This window comes from Nonomuraea sp. NPDC049378 (assembly GCF_055586745.1).
Map to the genome: position 1 here is coordinate 1 of NZ_JBVJHP010000022.1, position 13,514 is coordinate 13,514.

15 protein-coding genes are annotated in these 13,514 nt (G+C 73.4%); 12 read left to right on the forward strand and 3 right to left on the reverse strand.

Translation table 11 applies throughout. The features are described from left to right. Positions 1–101: 101 nt before the first annotated feature. Both ACZ6SA_RS38235 and ACZ6SA_RS38240 read right to left on the reverse strand, forming a co-directional pair. Positions 102–587, reverse strand: coding sequence for a hypothetical protein (locus ACZ6SA_RS38235; protein WP_347649141.1), 486 nt, complete (start codon positions 585–587; stop codon positions 102–104). A 22-nt stretch (positions 588–609) separates the two neighbouring features. Next, on the reverse strand, positions 610–1,635 hold the full coding sequence (locus ACZ6SA_RS38240) for an LLM class flavin-dependent oxidoreductase (RefSeq protein WP_347649140.1): 1,026 nt from the start codon (positions 1,633–1,635) through the stop codon (positions 610–612). Positions 1,636–1,815: 180 nt separating this feature from the next. Here ACZ6SA_RS38240 and ACZ6SA_RS38245 point away from each other — a divergent pair, with 180 nt between their 5' ends. Genes ACZ6SA_RS38245 through ACZ6SA_RS38255 form a run of 3 tightly spaced genes read left to right on the forward strand, consistent with a single transcriptional unit; the run spans position 1,816 to position 5,436 of the window. Then, the gene (locus ACZ6SA_RS38245) at positions 1,816–3,411 is read left to right on the forward strand and encodes an FAD-dependent monooxygenase (protein WP_347649139.1); all 1,596 of its coding nucleotides are present in this window, start codon (positions 1,816–1,818) and stop codon (positions 3,409–3,411) included. A 13-nt stretch (positions 3,412–3,424) separates the two neighbouring features. Then, on the forward strand, positions 3,425–4,264 hold the full coding sequence (locus ACZ6SA_RS38250) for an LLM class flavin-dependent oxidoreductase (protein WP_347649138.1): 840 nt from the start codon (positions 3,425–3,427) through the stop codon (positions 4,262–4,264). A gap of 14 nt (positions 4,265–4,278) precedes the next feature. Beyond that, a complete protein-coding gene (locus ACZ6SA_RS38255) occupies positions 4,279–5,436 on the forward strand; it encodes a nucleotide disphospho-sugar-binding domain-containing protein (RefSeq protein ID WP_465833758.1) in 1,158 nt (385 codons plus the stop codon). Between the two features lie 197 nt (positions 5,437–5,633). Here the strand turns inward: ACZ6SA_RS38255 and ACZ6SA_RS38260 are convergent, their stop codons facing one another. Beyond that, positions 5,634–6,395 carry an SDR family NAD(P)-dependent oxidoreductase gene (locus tag ACZ6SA_RS38260; RefSeq protein WP_347623815.1) on the reverse strand — a complete coding sequence of 254 codons (762 nt, stop codon included), beginning with the start codon at positions 6,393–6,395 and terminating at the stop codon, positions 5,634–5,636. 232 nt (positions 6,396–6,627) lie between these two features. On the opposite strand from ACZ6SA_RS38260, the gene ACZ6SA_RS38265 reads away from it, so the two are divergent. From ACZ6SA_RS38265 to ACZ6SA_RS38305, 9 genes are read left to right on the forward strand one after another with little or no spacing between them, the layout of a single operon-like run. Then, positions 6,628–7,650 (forward strand): methyltransferase, encoded by a 1,023-nt coding sequence (locus ACZ6SA_RS38265; protein WP_465833760.1) that lies wholly within the window; start codon positions 6,628–6,630, stop codon positions 7,648–7,650. Between the two features lie 28 nt (positions 7,651–7,678). Continuing rightward, on the forward strand, positions 7,679–8,683 hold the full coding sequence (locus ACZ6SA_RS38270) for a methyltransferase (protein WP_347649135.1): 1,005 nt from the start codon (positions 7,679–7,681) through the stop codon (positions 8,681–8,683). Positions 8,684–8,692: 9 nt separating this feature from the next. Further along, the gene (locus ACZ6SA_RS38275) at positions 8,693–9,016 is read left to right on the forward strand and encodes a TcmI family type II polyketide cyclase (protein ID WP_347649134.1); all 324 of its coding nucleotides are present in this window, start codon (positions 8,693–8,695) and stop codon (positions 9,014–9,016) included. Then, the gene (locus ACZ6SA_RS38280; protein WP_347649133.1) at positions 9,013–9,417 is read left to right on the forward strand and encodes a cupin domain-containing protein; all 405 of its coding nucleotides are present in this window, start codon (positions 9,013–9,015) and stop codon (positions 9,415–9,417) included. Before ACZ6SA_RS38275 ends, ACZ6SA_RS38280 begins: the two co-directional genes overlap by 4 nt. After that, complete coding sequence (locus tag ACZ6SA_RS38285; protein WP_347649132.1) at positions 9,417–10,676, forward strand: beta-ketoacyl-[acyl-carrier-protein] synthase family protein; 1,260 nt, start codon at positions 9,417–9,419, stop codon at positions 10,674–10,676. Before ACZ6SA_RS38280 ends, ACZ6SA_RS38285 begins: the two co-directional genes overlap by 1 nt. Beyond that, the gene (locus ACZ6SA_RS38290; protein ID WP_347649131.1) at positions 10,673–11,848 is read left to right on the forward strand and encodes a ketosynthase chain-length factor; all 1,176 of its coding nucleotides are present in this window, start codon (positions 10,673–10,675) and stop codon (positions 11,846–11,848) included. The genes ACZ6SA_RS38285 and ACZ6SA_RS38290 overlap by 4 nt, the downstream gene beginning before the upstream one ends. A 10-nt stretch (positions 11,849–11,858) precedes the next feature. Beyond that, positions 11,859–12,317: an SRPBCC family protein gene (locus tag ACZ6SA_RS38295; RefSeq protein WP_347649130.1), complete on the forward strand. Its 459-nt coding sequence runs from the start codon at positions 11,859–11,861 to the stop codon at positions 12,315–12,317. Continuing rightward, a complete protein-coding gene (locus ACZ6SA_RS38300) occupies positions 12,314–12,775 on the forward strand; it encodes a DUF1772 domain-containing protein (RefSeq protein WP_347649129.1) in 462 nt (153 codons plus the stop codon). The genes ACZ6SA_RS38295 and ACZ6SA_RS38300 overlap by 4 nt, the downstream gene beginning before the upstream one ends. Before the next feature lie 13 nt (positions 12,776–12,788). Then, positions 12,789–13,514: an SDR family NAD(P)-dependent oxidoreductase gene (locus ACZ6SA_RS38305; RefSeq protein ID WP_465833765.1), complete on the forward strand. Its 726-nt coding sequence runs from the start codon at positions 12,789–12,791 to the stop codon at positions 13,512–13,514.

A 13,514-nucleotide genomic window follows, 5' to 3' on the forward strand; every position in this document is an offset into this window, starting at 1 on the left:
CCCCCCCCCCCCCCCCCCCCCCCCCCCCCCCCCCCCCCCCCCCCCCCCCCCCCCCCCCCCCCCCCCCCCCCCCCCCCCCCCCCCCCCGCCCCCGGTTGCCGTCACGGTGACTGGAGGCTGTAGCGCTCGCCCTCGACCTGGGTCTCGAACACGCCCTGGACGTTGCCGTCGGCGTCGAGGGACGTTCCCGTCCCCGTCGTGGTGAACGTGCCGTCCGCGTCCACCTGCCCCTCCTGGACGCCGCGCAGTTCGAAGTCGAAGGTGTCGTCGGCCTTGAACGCGTAGTGCCTGAAGGCGTAGCGGAAACCGTCGGCGGTGGGCTGCCAGCTGCCGAACCCGGTCCGCTTGCCGACGGCGAGGCTGAAGCTGCCGTCCGGCCGCAGCGCGAACAGGCCGCGCTCCGTCTTCGTGCCGGACGCGAACGTGATCTCCACGGCCCACGTGCCGACCGGCGAGCGCCGCCACTCGGTGTCGCCGCTGGCCGAGCCGGCCAGGCCGGCCACCGAGCCGAGGGCCAGGGTGCCCGCCGCCGCCACCAGCGCCACGCGCCGGGCGATCCCGGGACGCTTGCCTGCCTTGTCTGACATGGTTCCTCCTTGTGTGCCGGTCCTATCTGCCGGGAGTGACCAGGCCGACGGCCTCCGCCGCGACCTGGAGGGATGTGCGCCGCGCCACCGGGTCGGAGCCGACGGGGGACAGGGCGATCGTGGTGACGCCGGCACGCGCGTACGCGGCCACGCGCTCCGCCACCCGGTCCGGGGGTCCCAGCAGCGAGGTGCTGTCGACGAACTCGAACGGCACCGCCGCCGCCGCGCCCGCCGCGTCGCCGGCCCGCGCCCGGTCCTGGATCTCCACCGCCGCATCGCCGTGGCCGAGCCGCTCCAGCAGGCGGAAGTAGAAGTTGTCGGCGCGGTGCCCGAGGCTGACGAACCGCGCCACGTGGTGCCTGACGGGCAGCGCGGCGGCCTCCAGATCGTCGTCCACGGCGATCGACACCGAGGGGATGACCTCGAACGGCTCGCCGGCCAGGTCGCCGCGCAGCCGCCCGGCCTCCATGTGCCCGACCGCCTCGGCCACCCGCTCGGGCGAGCTGAAGACCCCGAACCAGCCGTCGGAGATCTCCCCGGCCAGCTCCAGCCCGCGCGGGCCGACGGCGGCCAGGTAGATCGGGATGCGCGGGCTGACCAGCGTGGCGTGCAGGCGGAAGCCGGTGCCCCGGCCGCCGCGCAGCGGCACCTGCAGGTGCTCGCCCTTGTGGTCGACCTGGCGGCCGTCGAGCGCGGCCCGCACGATGGAGACGTACTCGCGGGTCCTGGCCAGCGGGCGGCCGAACGGCGTGCCGTGCCAGCCTTCGGTGACGAACGCGTTGGAGACGCCCAGCCCGAGCCGGAACCGGCCGCCGGACAGGCCGTCCAGCGTCGCGGCCGTCATCACGGTCATGGCCGCGGTCCGCGCCGGGATCTGGAACACCCCGGAGGCCACGTGGATCCGCGTGGTCCTGGCCGCGAGGTATCCCAGCGCGCTGGCAGCGTCCGAACGGAATCCCTCCGGTACGAACGCCACCTCGAACCCGAGCCGTTCCGCCTCCATGACGAGGTCGGCGTCGTTCAGAGGGACGTTGATCCCCAGTCGCATGGTGTGCCCCGCTCTCTCGGATCAGATCGTCGCGAGGCCATCGTGGAAGGCCGCGTTCGAGCCGCGCTGGATCCGGGGCGGACGAGGGCTGGAGCGGAACTCGACCGGGCGTCCAGCGCCGCGCGACGCCGGTTCTGCTCCCTGGTAGGTGTGCCGATGACCGAAGGGATGAGGCCAGCCATGCCACACGAAGACACCGAGGTGCTGATCGCCGGCGGCGCCGTCGTCGGCCTGACCACGGCCCTGTTCCTGGCCAGGGCGGGAGTGCGGGTGACGCTCGTCGAGCGCAAGCCCAGCACGCTGCGCCACCCCAGGGCGCGGGTGATCAACCCGCGCACCGTCGAGATCTTCCGGTCGGCCGGTCTGGAGGAGACGATCGTCGCCGCGCAGTCCCTGACCTCCGACCTGAGCACCAAGACGGTGATCAGGGCCAGGACGCTCAACGACGCCGAGCTGTTCTCCATGCCGATGCGCAACGAGGCGCCGGGGCTCAGCGCGGCCACGCCGTGCGACTGGTGCTCCATCGACCAGAACAGGCTGGAGGAGATCGTCGCCGACCACGCCGTGAAGCTGGGCGCCGACGTGCGCTACTCCACCGAGCTGACGTCGTTCGACGACGACGGGGACGGGGTGACGGCGACCGTGCGCGACGCCGACACCGGCCGCGAGCGCCGGATCCGCGCGCGCTATCTCGTCGCCGCCGACGGCAGCCGCAGCTCCGTGCGGCAGCGGCTCGGCATCGGCGTGACCGGCCCCGGCGTGCTGCAGAACATCGTCAGCCTCGTCTTCAAGGCCGACCTCAGCGGCCCGCTGCGCGGCCGGGACCTCGGCCTGGGCTACTTCGACCAGCCCGAGCCCGGCACCCGCATGATGCCGATGGACGGCTCGCGCTGGGTGTTCGTCACCCCCTACGACCCCGCCGCCGGCAACGCCGACGACTTCGACGACGACCGGTGCGTGGCGGTCATCCGCGCCGCCGTGGGAGTGCCCGACCTGCGCGTCGACAACATCGAGGTGCAGATCGAGCGGACCGGCGCCAAGGTGCTCGGCTACGAGGTCGCCGCCCAGCTGGCCGAGCGCTACCGCCACGGACGGGTGTTCCTCGTCGGCGACGCCGCGCACGCCATGCCCCCGACCGGCGCGCTCGGCGCCGCCACCGGCGTGCAGGACGCCCACAACCTGGCGTGGAAGCTGGCCGCCGTCCTGGCCGGCGACGCGGGCCCCGGCCTCCTGGACACCTACGAGCGGGAGCGCCGCGCCGTCGCCGGGCACACCATCGACTACGCCATGAAGACGATGCGCGACCGCACCAGCACCGCCGACGGCGACGGGAAGGCCGTCAGCTACGCCGCGATCATCCTGGGCTACCGGTACGACTCCGCGGCCGTGCTCCCCGAGGAGACCGGCGGCCCGCCCGCGCTGGAGCCCGCCCTGCTCGGCGCGCCGGGCACCCGTGCCCCGCACTGCCCGATCGTCCGCGACGGCGTGCCGGTGTCCACGCTGGACCTGTTCGGCGAGGGAACGGTGCTCCTCACCGGCTCCGAGGGCGGCGGCTGGCACGAGGCGGCGGCCCGCGCCGGCCTGGACGCGCGGATGATCGGCGGCGCGGAACTGGCCGACCCGGAGGGCCGCTGGCCGCGCACGTACGGGGTGAGCCCGTCAGGCGCGGTGCTGGTCCGCCCCGACGGCTTCGTCGCCTGGCGCGCGCCCGTCCTCCCGGCCGACCCGGAGGCCGTGCTGCGCGCGGTGGCCGGCCGGATCCTCGACCGCGGCTGAGAGGCCCGTCACCATGGACATCGGACTCGCCCTGCCCACGACCGTGCCGGACCTGACCGGCGAGCGGCTCGTCGAGTGGGCCCGCAGGGCCGACCGGCTCGGGTTCAGCACGCTCGGCGCGCTCGACCGCATCGTGTACCGCAACTACGAGCCGCTGCTGGCCCTGGCGGCCGCCGCCGCCGTCACCGAACGGATCAAGCTCGCCACCACCATCCTCATCGCCGCCTGCCGCGACAGCGCGCTGCTGGCCAAGCAGCTGGCCACGCTCGACCACCTGTCGGGCGGGCGCCTGGTGGTCGGCCTCGCCTCGGGCGACCGCGAGGACGACTTCGACGCGACGGGGACGCCGTTCGCCGGCCGGGGCAAGCGCCTCGACACCGTCGTGCGCGAGCTGCGCGACGCCTGGTCGGAGCCGGGCCAGGGCCTGCGCCCCCGGCGCCGCCCGCCCCTGCTGGTCGGCGGCCACTCGGCGGCGGCCATGCGCCGCTCGGCGCGGGTGGGCGACGGGTGGATCGGCGGCGGCAGCTCGGTCTCCCGCTACGCCGACCTGGCCGCCGCGGTGCGCGCGGAATGGCGGCGGCAGGGGAGGGCGCAGGCGCCCAGGCTGCTGGCGCTGTCCTACGTCGCGCTCGGCCCGGGCGGGCGCGAGCACGCCGAACGTTATCTGCGCTCCTACTACGCCTTCATCGGCGACAAGGCGGCGCTGGTGGTCTCCGGCGCGGCCACGGACCCGGAGCGGCTGCGCGAGCTGGCCCGCGGCTACGCCGAGGCCGGCTGCGACGAGCTGATCCTGCTGCCGTGCACGGCAGACCCCGGACAGGTTGATCTGATCGCCGATGCGGTCCTGAGCTGAGAGCTGGTGGAACGGTGCGGGTGTTGTTCACGGCCTGGGCGTGGCCGTCCCATCTGTACGCCATGGTGCCCCTCGTCTGGGCGGCCCGCGCGGCCGGGCACGACGTGCTGGTGGCCTGCCAGCCGTCGCTGACGGCCGCCGCGCGGCGGATCGGGCTGCCGTACGCCGTGGTCGGCTCCGACGTGGACTCGGTGGACCTGGTCCGCGGGTACGCGCTGCCGACCCGGCGCTTCGGCACCCCGCCCGTGCCCCCGGGACCCCTGACGAACGGGCGCGCCCCCCGCGCGCTGCGCATGTTCCAGGCCAACGCCGAGGCCATGGTCGACGACCTGGTACGCCTGGCCGGGGAATGGCGGGCCGGCCTGGTCGTGCACGATCCGACGGCCTGGGCGGCCCCGGTCGCGGCGGCGGCGGCCGGAGTGCCGGCCGTGCGCCACCTGTACGGGGCCGACCTCGTCCATCGCGCCCGCCGGTTCCTGCCGGAGCTGCTGGCGCCGATGGCGGAGCGGCACGGCCTGGACGACCTGGATCCGCTCGGGGCGGCCACGATCGACCCGTTCCCCGCCGGCGTGCAGGTGGAGGTGGACTACCGGCCGACGCCCATCAGGTACGTCCCGTACAACGGGGCCGGCGCGGACCCCCGCCTCGGCCCGGCGGACAGGCCCAGGATCTGCGTGACGTGGGGCACGACCATGGCCCGCGTGGACGCGCGCCGCTTCCTGGCCAGGGACGCCGTCAGCGCGCTGGCGGGGCCGGAGGCCGAGGTCGTCGCCGCCGTGACCGCCGAGCAGCGCCCGCTGCTCGGCGCCCTTCCCGAGGGCGTGCGGGTCGTCGAGGACGCGCCGCTGCACGCCGTACTGCCGTCATGCGACCTGCTGGTGGCGCACGGCGGCGCCGGCAGCTCGCTGACCGGCCTGGCCGCCGGCCTGCCGCAGCTGCTGGTGCCGCAGCTGCCCGACCATGAGGCGCACGCCACCCGCCTGGTGCGTGCCGGGGCGGCCGAACTGCTGCCGCCCGACGACGCCGCTCCGGCCGAGCTGCGGGAGCGGGCGCTGCGCCTGCTGCACGACGAGCGGGCCAAGGAGGCCGCGGCCCGCCTGCGCGAGGAGATCGCCGCCCGCCCGGCCCCCTCCGCCGTCGTCCCGCAGCTGGAACGCATCGCCACAGCCTGACCGGCCGGTACGGCGCGCTGTGCCGGAAGGGGACGACCGCGGCCTGACCGGAGGCCGCGGTCGTCTCGTGTCCGGAGGGAATGGCCGCGAGCTGATCGAGGGTCGCGGTCCCTCGGGCCCGGAGGAACGGCGCAGGCCCTGCTGAGTGCGGAAAGCCGCCGCGGGGCCTCTCGGGCCCGCGGCGGCGCAGCGGCGGATCAGGTTCCGCCGGTGACCTCGACGATGGTGCCGGTGATGTTCCCGTTGGCCTCCGAGCCGAGGAACACGATGGCCCTGGCCACCTCCTCGGGCGTCGAGATGCGGCCCGTGGCGGCCGAGGCGGCCACCTTGCTCATCACCTGAGGGGGAAGAGCGCGCCGGGTGGTGTCGGTCGCCGTCGCCCCGGGCGACACCACCACGCTGAGGATCCCGCTCGTGCCCGCCTCGGCCGCCAGGGTGCGGCTGAAGGCGTTGAGGCCGGCCTTGCTGGCGATGAACGCCTCCTCCCCGGGGATGCCCGAGCGCACCGACGCCGCCGAGACGAAGACCAGCCGTCCCCAGCCGCGCGCCTTCATCGACGGCAACACCGCCTGCACCGTGTGGAAGGCGCCGTCGAGCTCCTCGCGGAGCTGGGTCTGCCACTCCGCGACCGGCACGTCCTCGAAGGCGCGGGGCGGCAGGTGCGGCCCCGACCAGGGTGAGGCGTTGGCGACCAGCACGTCCACGCCGCCGTGGGCGTCGATCACGCCGGCCACGGCGGTCCTGATGGAGTCCGCGTCGCCCAGGTCGTACTGCACGGCGATCGCGGTGCCGCCCGCCCGCTCGATCTCGGTCACGGTGCTCTGCGCACCGTCCTTGTTGACGCGGTACGTGAGGGCCACCCTGGCCCCTTCCGCGGCGAACAGGCGTGCCGCGGCACGTCCGATGCCGCTGCTGGCGCCCGTGACGAGCACGCTCTTTCCAGTGAGCCCCAGTTCCATCCGTCACTCCCTTTGATCGGCACGACGGGCGGAGCAGGCCCGCCGGGACGCCCATGCTGGCTCGCCGCGCTCGAGCATCACCTGAGCGGGGCCGGCCGGCGCCCGACCCGGCCCCCAGCGATCCGCGGGCCGCTGCTCAAGCGGTGCTGGAGCGATCCTTGAGCCCTCGCCGCCAGCCTCTGCAGTCGGCGGGTCTCGAGGACCCGGCCGCCGGATGACCCGGAGGTATCACATGGCAATGGCGGTCATGCGCGACGAAGCGGCCGCGAAGGTGTTCGAGCTCTCGACGGGCGTGCACGCCAGCGCGGTGGTGCGCGCGGCGGTCCAGCTCGGCCTGGCCGACGCGGTGGACGGCGAGCCCGTCACCCTGGAGGAGCTCGCCTCGGCCGCGGGCGCGCGGCGGGACACGCTCGAACGTTTCATGCGGCTGCTCACCGCGTACGGCATCTTCGCCGAGGCGGAGGGCCGCTACGAGCACACCCCCCTGTCCCGGGCGCTGCGCTCGGACGCGCCCGGCGGCCCCGCGGAGATCATCCGCCTGGGCGGCGACTGGAACTGGATCCTGTGGGGACTGCTCGCCCACTCGGTCAGAACGGGCGAAGCCGCCTTCCAGGCGCACTACGGCCAGGACATCTTCGCCTACTTCGACCAGAACAGGCAGGCAGGCGAGGCGTTCCAGCACGGCCTGTCGGTCGTGGCGCAGCGGGAGGACCCGCTGGTCGCCGAGGCGCTGCCGGTCAAGGACGGCGAGTGCGTGGTCGAGCTGGCGGGAGGCAAGGGCAACCTGCTGCGCGCGGTGCTGGAACGCCACCCCGGCGTCACCGGCGTGCTCGTCGAGACCGAGCAGGCGCTGGACACCGTCGACCCGGCGCTGCGCGAGGGCCCGCTGGCCTCCCGCTTCCGCGCCTTCCCCGGCGACTGCCAGACGGCCGTCCCCGGTGGCGGCGACGTCTATCTCATCAAGCAGACCCTGCACATGTGGGACGACGAGACGTGCCTGCGCGTTCTGCGGAACTGCCGGCGCGCCGCGCCGCCCGGCGCCCGCGTGATCGTCGTCGAGCAGCTCCTCGCGAGCGGCCCCGCCGAGCGGCGGGCCCGGCTGATGGATCTGCACATGCTCCTGGTCGCGGGCGGCAAGGAGCGCACCGAGAAGGAGTTCGCCGAGCTGTTCGACCGTGCCGGCCTCGGCTTCGGCGGCGTTCGCGGGGAGGCGGGCGACCTGCGGCTGATCGAGGCCGTGACGCCCGACGCCTGACCCGATCATCACTCAGAAGGGAGCCCCCGTGGCAACGGACGCATCGATCAGCACCCCGGCCGACATCTTCCGGATCGGCAGCATGTACGCGATGTCCAAGGTCGTGCTCACCGCAGTGGAGCTCGACCTGTTCACCGCGCTCGACGACGTCGAGGCCACCGCGGAGGAGGTGTGCGAGCGCCTCGGCCTGCACCCCCGCGCCACCCGCCAGTGGCTGGACACCCTCGTCGTCACCGGCCTGCTCCAGCGCGAGAACGGCAGGTACGGCAACAGCCCGGCCGCCTCCCGCTTCCTGGTCCGCGGCGCGCCCGCCTACGTCGGCGGTTTCCTGTCGCGTTCCGGCGAGATGCTCTACCCCGCGTGGGGAAGCTTCACCGACACGCTGCGCACCGGCCGGCCGCAGGCCAACGACGGCGACTTCCGGGAGCTGGTCGGCAACCCCGCGTTCCTGGACCGTTTCCTGACCATGATGGACTCGCTCAGCGGGCACCTCGGCCCCGAGCTGGCCAAGGCCTACGACTGGACCGCGCACGACTCCGTCGCCGACATCGGCGGCGCCCGCGGCAACCTGATCTCCCACCTGGTCAGGGCGCACGTCCACCTCAAGGGCATGGTGTTCGACCTGCCGGAGATGGAGCCCAGGTTCGACGCGCACCTCGCCGGGCTCGGGCTGGCCGGGCGGGCCTCGTTCGTGCCCGGCGACTTCTTCAACGACCCGTTGCCGCAGGCCGACGTGCTGATCATGGGGCACGTGCTGCACGACTGGTCGGAGGAGGAGCGCCGGATGCTGGTCGGCAAGGCCTACCAGGCGCTGGCTCCCGGCGGGGTGCTGCTCGTCTACGACCGCATGATCGAGGAGGAGCCGGCCGACGCCGACAACCTCCTGGTCAGCCTGCACATGATCCTCACCACGACCGACGGGTCGGAGTACACCCAGGGCGAGTGCCTGGCGTGGATGCGCGAGGCGGGATTCCAGCAGACCTCCGTCCAGCCGCTCGGCCCCACCGACACCCTCGCCATCGCGATCAAGTAGGAGATCACCTTGCCGCACAGAACGCTCATCGTCGCGCACATGGAGGCCTCGCACGCCGACGCCATCGCGGGCATCTTCGCCGACTCCGACGCCACGGATCTGCCGCACCTGATCGGCGTGTCCCGCAGGACCCTCTTCCGCTTCCACGACCTGTACTTCCACCTGGTCGAGGCCGACCAGGACATCAAGCCCGACCTGGACAAGGCGCGCCGTCACCCGCTCTACGTGGACGTCAGCCAGAGGTTGTCGGAGCACGTCAGCCCGTACGACCCGAACTGGCGCGAGCCGAAGGACGCCATGGCCATCCCCTTCTACACCTGGGAGAGCTCGTGACCGACAAGCAGGCCGGACCCCGCATCGTCCACATCGACGACGTCGAGCCCAACCGCCGCCGCGGCGGCGACCTGCGGGTGCTGCTCAGCCCCAAGACCGTGGGCTCGACCACGGGCTTCATGGGCGTGACGCTGCTCAAGCCGGGCGAGTCCGTCGCCGAGCACTACCACCCCTACTCCGACGAGTACATGTTCGTCGCCCGCGGCACGATCGTCGCGAGGCTGGACGGCGATGACGTCAAGATGAGCGCCGACCAGAGCGTCATGGTGCCGAAGTTCACCCGGCACCGCGTCGAGAACACCGGCACGGAGGACGCGCTCATCGTCTTCCACCTGTGCCCGCTGGCGCCCCGCCCCGAGCTGGGTCACGTCGACACAGAAGAACGAGCGGGAGAGGCCTGATGTCGTCCGCCCGCGTCGTGGTCACCGGGATCGGCGTCGTCGCTCCCGGTGACCCGGGCACCAAGGCCTTCTGGGAGATGCTCACGGCGGGCCGCACGGCGACGCGTACCATCACCTTCTTCGACCCGTCGGGCTTCCGCTCCCGGATGGCCGCCGAGTGCGACTTCGACCCGGTGTCGGAGGGCCTGTCGGCTCAGGAGGTCCGCAGGATGGACCGGGCCGCGCAACTCGGCGTGGTCGCGGCCAGGGAGGCGTGGGCCGACAGCGGCCTGGGCCAGGACGTCGCGCCCGAGCGGGTGAGCGTCAGCCTGGGCAGCGCCGTGGGCAGCACGATGAGCCTGGAGGAGGAGTACGTCGTCCTGAGCGACGGCGGCAGGCGCTGGCTGGTGGACGACGCGTACGGCGTGCCGCACCTGTACGGGTTCATGGCGCCCAGCACCCTGGCCGCCGAGGTGGCGTGGAGTTGCGGGGCCGAGGGGCAGGTCGGGTTGATCTCGACCGGCTGCACGTCGGGCCTGGACGCCATCGGCCTCGGCGCCCGTCTCATCCGGCAGGGCACGGCCGACGTGGTGGTGGCCGGCGCGACCGACGCGCCGATCTCGCCGATCACCTCGGCCTGCTTCGACGCCATCAAGGCCACCTCGCCCAACAACGACGACCCCGAGCACGCCTCGCGCCCGTTCGACCTGCACAGGGACGGGTTCGTGCTGGGAGAGGGCGCGGCCGTCCTGGTGCTGGAGGAGCTGGAGTCGGCGCGCCGCCGCAGCGCGACGATCTACGGTGAGATCGCCGGGTACGCCTCCCGCAGCAACGCCTTCCACATGACCGGGCTCAAGCCGGACGGCAGGGAGATGGCCGAGGCCATCCGCGCCGCGCTGGACGGCGCCAGGCTCGATCCGTCGGACATCGACTACGTCAACGCCCACGGCTCGGGCACCAAGCAGAACGATCGGCACGAGAGCGCCGCCTTCAAGCGGGCTCTGGGGCCGCGCGCCTACGAGGTGCCGGTCAGCTCGCTGAAGTCGATGGTCGGGCATTCGCTCGGCGCGATCGGCGCGATCGAGGCGGCGGCCTGCCTGCTGGCGATGCGGGACAACGTGGTGCCGCCCACGGCCAACCTGCACACCCCCGACCCGGAGTGCGACCTCGACTACGTGCCGCTGACCGCCCGCGACCGGCGGGTGGACGCCGTCCTCAGCGTGGGCAGCGGGTTCGGCGGCTTCCAGACGGCGATGGTGCTGGGGCGGGGGGAACGATGAGCGCGGTGACCGGGATGGGGGTGGTGGCGCCCAACGGGGACCGCGCGGAGGACTACTGGCGCGCGGTCCTGGACGGCAGGTCCGGGCTCGGGCCGATCACGCATTTCGACGCCGGCGGCTACCCGGTGACGAGGGGCGGCGAGTCGTCGTTCACCGCCAAGGGCCGGGTGCCGGGCAGGCTCGTCGCCGAGACCGACCGGTTCACCCACATGGCGCTGGCGGCGGCCGAGATGGCGCTGGCCGACGCCGAGGTGGACCCGGCCGGGCTGCCCGAGTACGAGATGGCGGTGACCACGGCCAGTTCCTCCGGCGGCACGGATTTCGGGCAGCGGGAGATCGAGAAGTTGTGGCGGAACGGGCCCCGGCACGTGGGCGCGTACCAGTCCATCGCCTGGTTCTACGCGGCCAGCACGGGCCAGATCGCGATCCGCCACAAGATGCGCGGCCCGTGCGGCGTCGTCTGCGCGGAGCAGGCCGGCGGGCTGGACGCGGTGGCCCACTCGTGCCGGTTGCTGCGCGACCAGGTGCGGCTGGCGCTGTCGGGTGGCACCGACGCGTCGTTGTGCCCGTACGGGCTGGTCGCGCAGCTCAGCAACCGCCGGCTCAGCCCGTCGGGGACGTTCCTGCCCTTCGACGCCCGTGCGGACGGCTACCTGCCGGGCGAGGGCGGGGCGATGTTCGTCATCGAGCCCACCGACACGAAAAAGACCACCTATGGCTATATAGCCGGTCACGCGGCGACGTTCGATCCGCCGCCGTGGACCGACCGGCCTCCAGGGTTGCGCCGCGCCATCGAGGCCGCCCTGGCCGACGCCGGCGTCCGGCCCGGCGACGTCGACGTCGTCTTCGCGGACGCCGCCGGGGTGCCCGAGCTGGACCGCCAGGAGGCCGAGGCGGTCACCGCGGTGTTCGGGCCGCTGGGTGTCCCGGTCACCGCGCCGAAGACCATGACCGGGCGCCTGTACGCGGGCGGCGCCGCGCTCGACCTGGCCACCGCGCTGCTGGCCCTGCGCGACCAGGTCATCCCGCCCACCGTCGGCATCTCGGAACCCGTCGAGAGACTCGGGCTCGACCTCGTCCGCGACACCCCCAGGCAGGCGCCGCTGCGCGCGGCACTGGTGCTGGCCAGGGGCTACGGCGGATTCAACTCGGCAATCGTCGTCAGAGCGTAAGGACAGGACCATGGCAGCACACACCGAGAACCAGATCGTCATCGCCGCGCCGATGGAGGTGGTCTGGAGCATGACCAACGACGTGGAGAACTGGCCGCGGCTGTTCAGCGAGTACGCCGCCGCAGAGATCCTGGAGCGCAAGGGCGACACCGTCCGCTTCCGGCTCACCATGCACCCCGACGCCGACGGCAACGCCTGGAGCTGGGTGTCCGAGCGGACCGCCGACCCGGTCAAGCGGACCGTGCGGGCCCACCGCGTGGAGACCGGCTGGTTCGACCACATGCACATCGCGTGGGACTACACCGAGGTGGACGGCGGCGTCCTGATGCGCTGGAGGCAGGACTTCCAGATGAAGCCGGGCGCGCCGCTGGACGACGCGGCGATGGCCGCCAGGATCAACGGCAACTCCGCCGTCCAGCTCGACCTGATCCGGCGCCGCGTGGAAGCCGCGGCGCAGACGGTGCGATGATCTCGCTGCTCATCCCGCTGTCCCTGGCCGGAGGCGGCCTGGCGGCGGGGGTCATGCTCTCGACCGTCATCGGCATCGAGCCGTACACCAAGGCCATGCCCTACGACGGGTACGTGCGCGCCATCAGCTTCCTGTGGCCGCGCTACGACCCGCTCATGCCCATCGTCAACGCCATCACCTTCCTGGCCAACGCCGCGCTCGCGGTGCTGGCCCCGTCCGCCGGCGCGCGCTCCCTCTACACCGCGGCGGCGGCGCTGCTGGCGCTCGTCATGGCCATCTCGGTCGTGAAGAACGTGCCGATCAACAAGTACGTGACGTCGCTGGACCCCGGCGACCCGCCGCCCGACTGGGCCGCGCGGGACCCCAGGACCCGGTGGCGTACCTGGAACCTCATCCGCACCGTGCTCGTCCTGGCCGCGCTCGCGGCCGCCGGCGCCGGCGCGGCCACCCTGATGTGACATCGGAGAAACCATGCGACTCAACGGCAGGAAGGCGCTGGTCACCGGCGGCGCCAGAGGAATCGGCCGGGCCATCGTGCTCGACCTGGCCAGGGCGGGCGCGAGCGTCGTCACCTGCACCCGGCAGGGCGGCGAGGCCGCGCGGACCCTGGAGAAGGAGCTGCGGGCGATCGGCGGCGAGCACCACGTCGCGACCGCCGACGTGACCGAGCAGCGGGACATCGACACCCTGGTCGGCGAGTGCGAGCGCCGATGGGGCCGGATCGACATCGTCGTCAACAACGCGGGCGCGATCAGCCATGTCCCGTTCGCCGAGCTGGACGCGGCGGAGTGGCACCGGGTCGTGGACACCGGGCTGACCGCCACCGCCATGGTCATCCAGCGGGCGCTGCCGCTGATGGGCCAGGGCGGCTCGATCGTCAACATCGGCTCGAAGGTGGCCACCGTCGGCATCCCGCTGCGCGCCCACTACACCGCGGCCAAGGCCGGACTCATCGGCCTGACCAGGTCGCTGACCAAGGAGCTCGGCGAGCGCGGCATCCGCGTCAACCTGGTCGCCCCCGGCCCCGTCGAGACGGAGGCGGGCGTGCCCGACGAGGTGCGCGAGCGTTACCGGCGCCTGATCGCGCTCGGCCGGATGGGCCGCCCCGAGGAGATCGCCACCGTGGTGACCTTCCTGGCCGGCGACCAGTCGGCGTTCATCAACGGCGAGACCATCAACGTGGACGGCGGGATCTAG

Coding starts and splice junctions, on each gene's coding strand:
- ACZ6SA_RS38285 (WP_347649132.1), top strand. CDS start 9,417: ATGTCGTCCGCCCGCGTCGTGGTCACCGGGATCGGCGTCGTCGCTCCC.
- ACZ6SA_RS38240 (WP_347649140.1), bottom strand. CDS start 1,635: ATGCGACTGGGGATCAACGTCCCTCTGAACGACGCCGACCTCGTCATG.
- ACZ6SA_RS38290 (WP_347649131.1), top strand. CDS start 10,673: ATGAGCGCGGTGACCGGGATGGGGGTGGTGGCGCCCAACGGGGACCGC.
- ACZ6SA_RS38300 (WP_347649129.1), top strand. CDS start 12,314: ATGATCTCGCTGCTCATCCCGCTGTCCCTGGCCGGAGGCGGCCTGGCG.
- ACZ6SA_RS38235 (WP_347649141.1), bottom strand. CDS start 587: ATGTCAGACAAGGCAGGCAAGCGTCCCGGGATCGCCCGGCGCGTGGCG.
- ACZ6SA_RS38265 (WP_465833760.1), top strand. CDS start 6,628: ATGGCAATGGCGGTCATGCGCGACGAAGCGGCCGCGAAGGTGTTCGAG.
- ACZ6SA_RS38245 (WP_347649139.1), top strand. CDS start 1,816: ATGCCACACGAAGACACCGAGGTGCTGATCGCCGGCGGCGCCGTCGTC.
- ACZ6SA_RS38305 (WP_465833765.1), top strand. CDS start 12,789: ATGCGACTCAACGGCAGGAAGGCGCTGGTCACCGGCGGCGCCAGAGGA.
- ACZ6SA_RS38295 (WP_347649130.1), top strand. CDS start 11,859: ATGGCAGCACACACCGAGAACCAGATCGTCATCGCCGCGCCGATGGAG.
- ACZ6SA_RS38260 (WP_347623815.1), bottom strand. CDS start 6,395: ATGGAACTGGGGCTCACTGGAAAGAGCGTGCTCGTCACGGGCGCCAGC.
- ACZ6SA_RS38250 (WP_347649138.1), top strand. CDS start 3,425: ATGGACATCGGACTCGCCCTGCCCACGACCGTGCCGGACCTGACCGGC.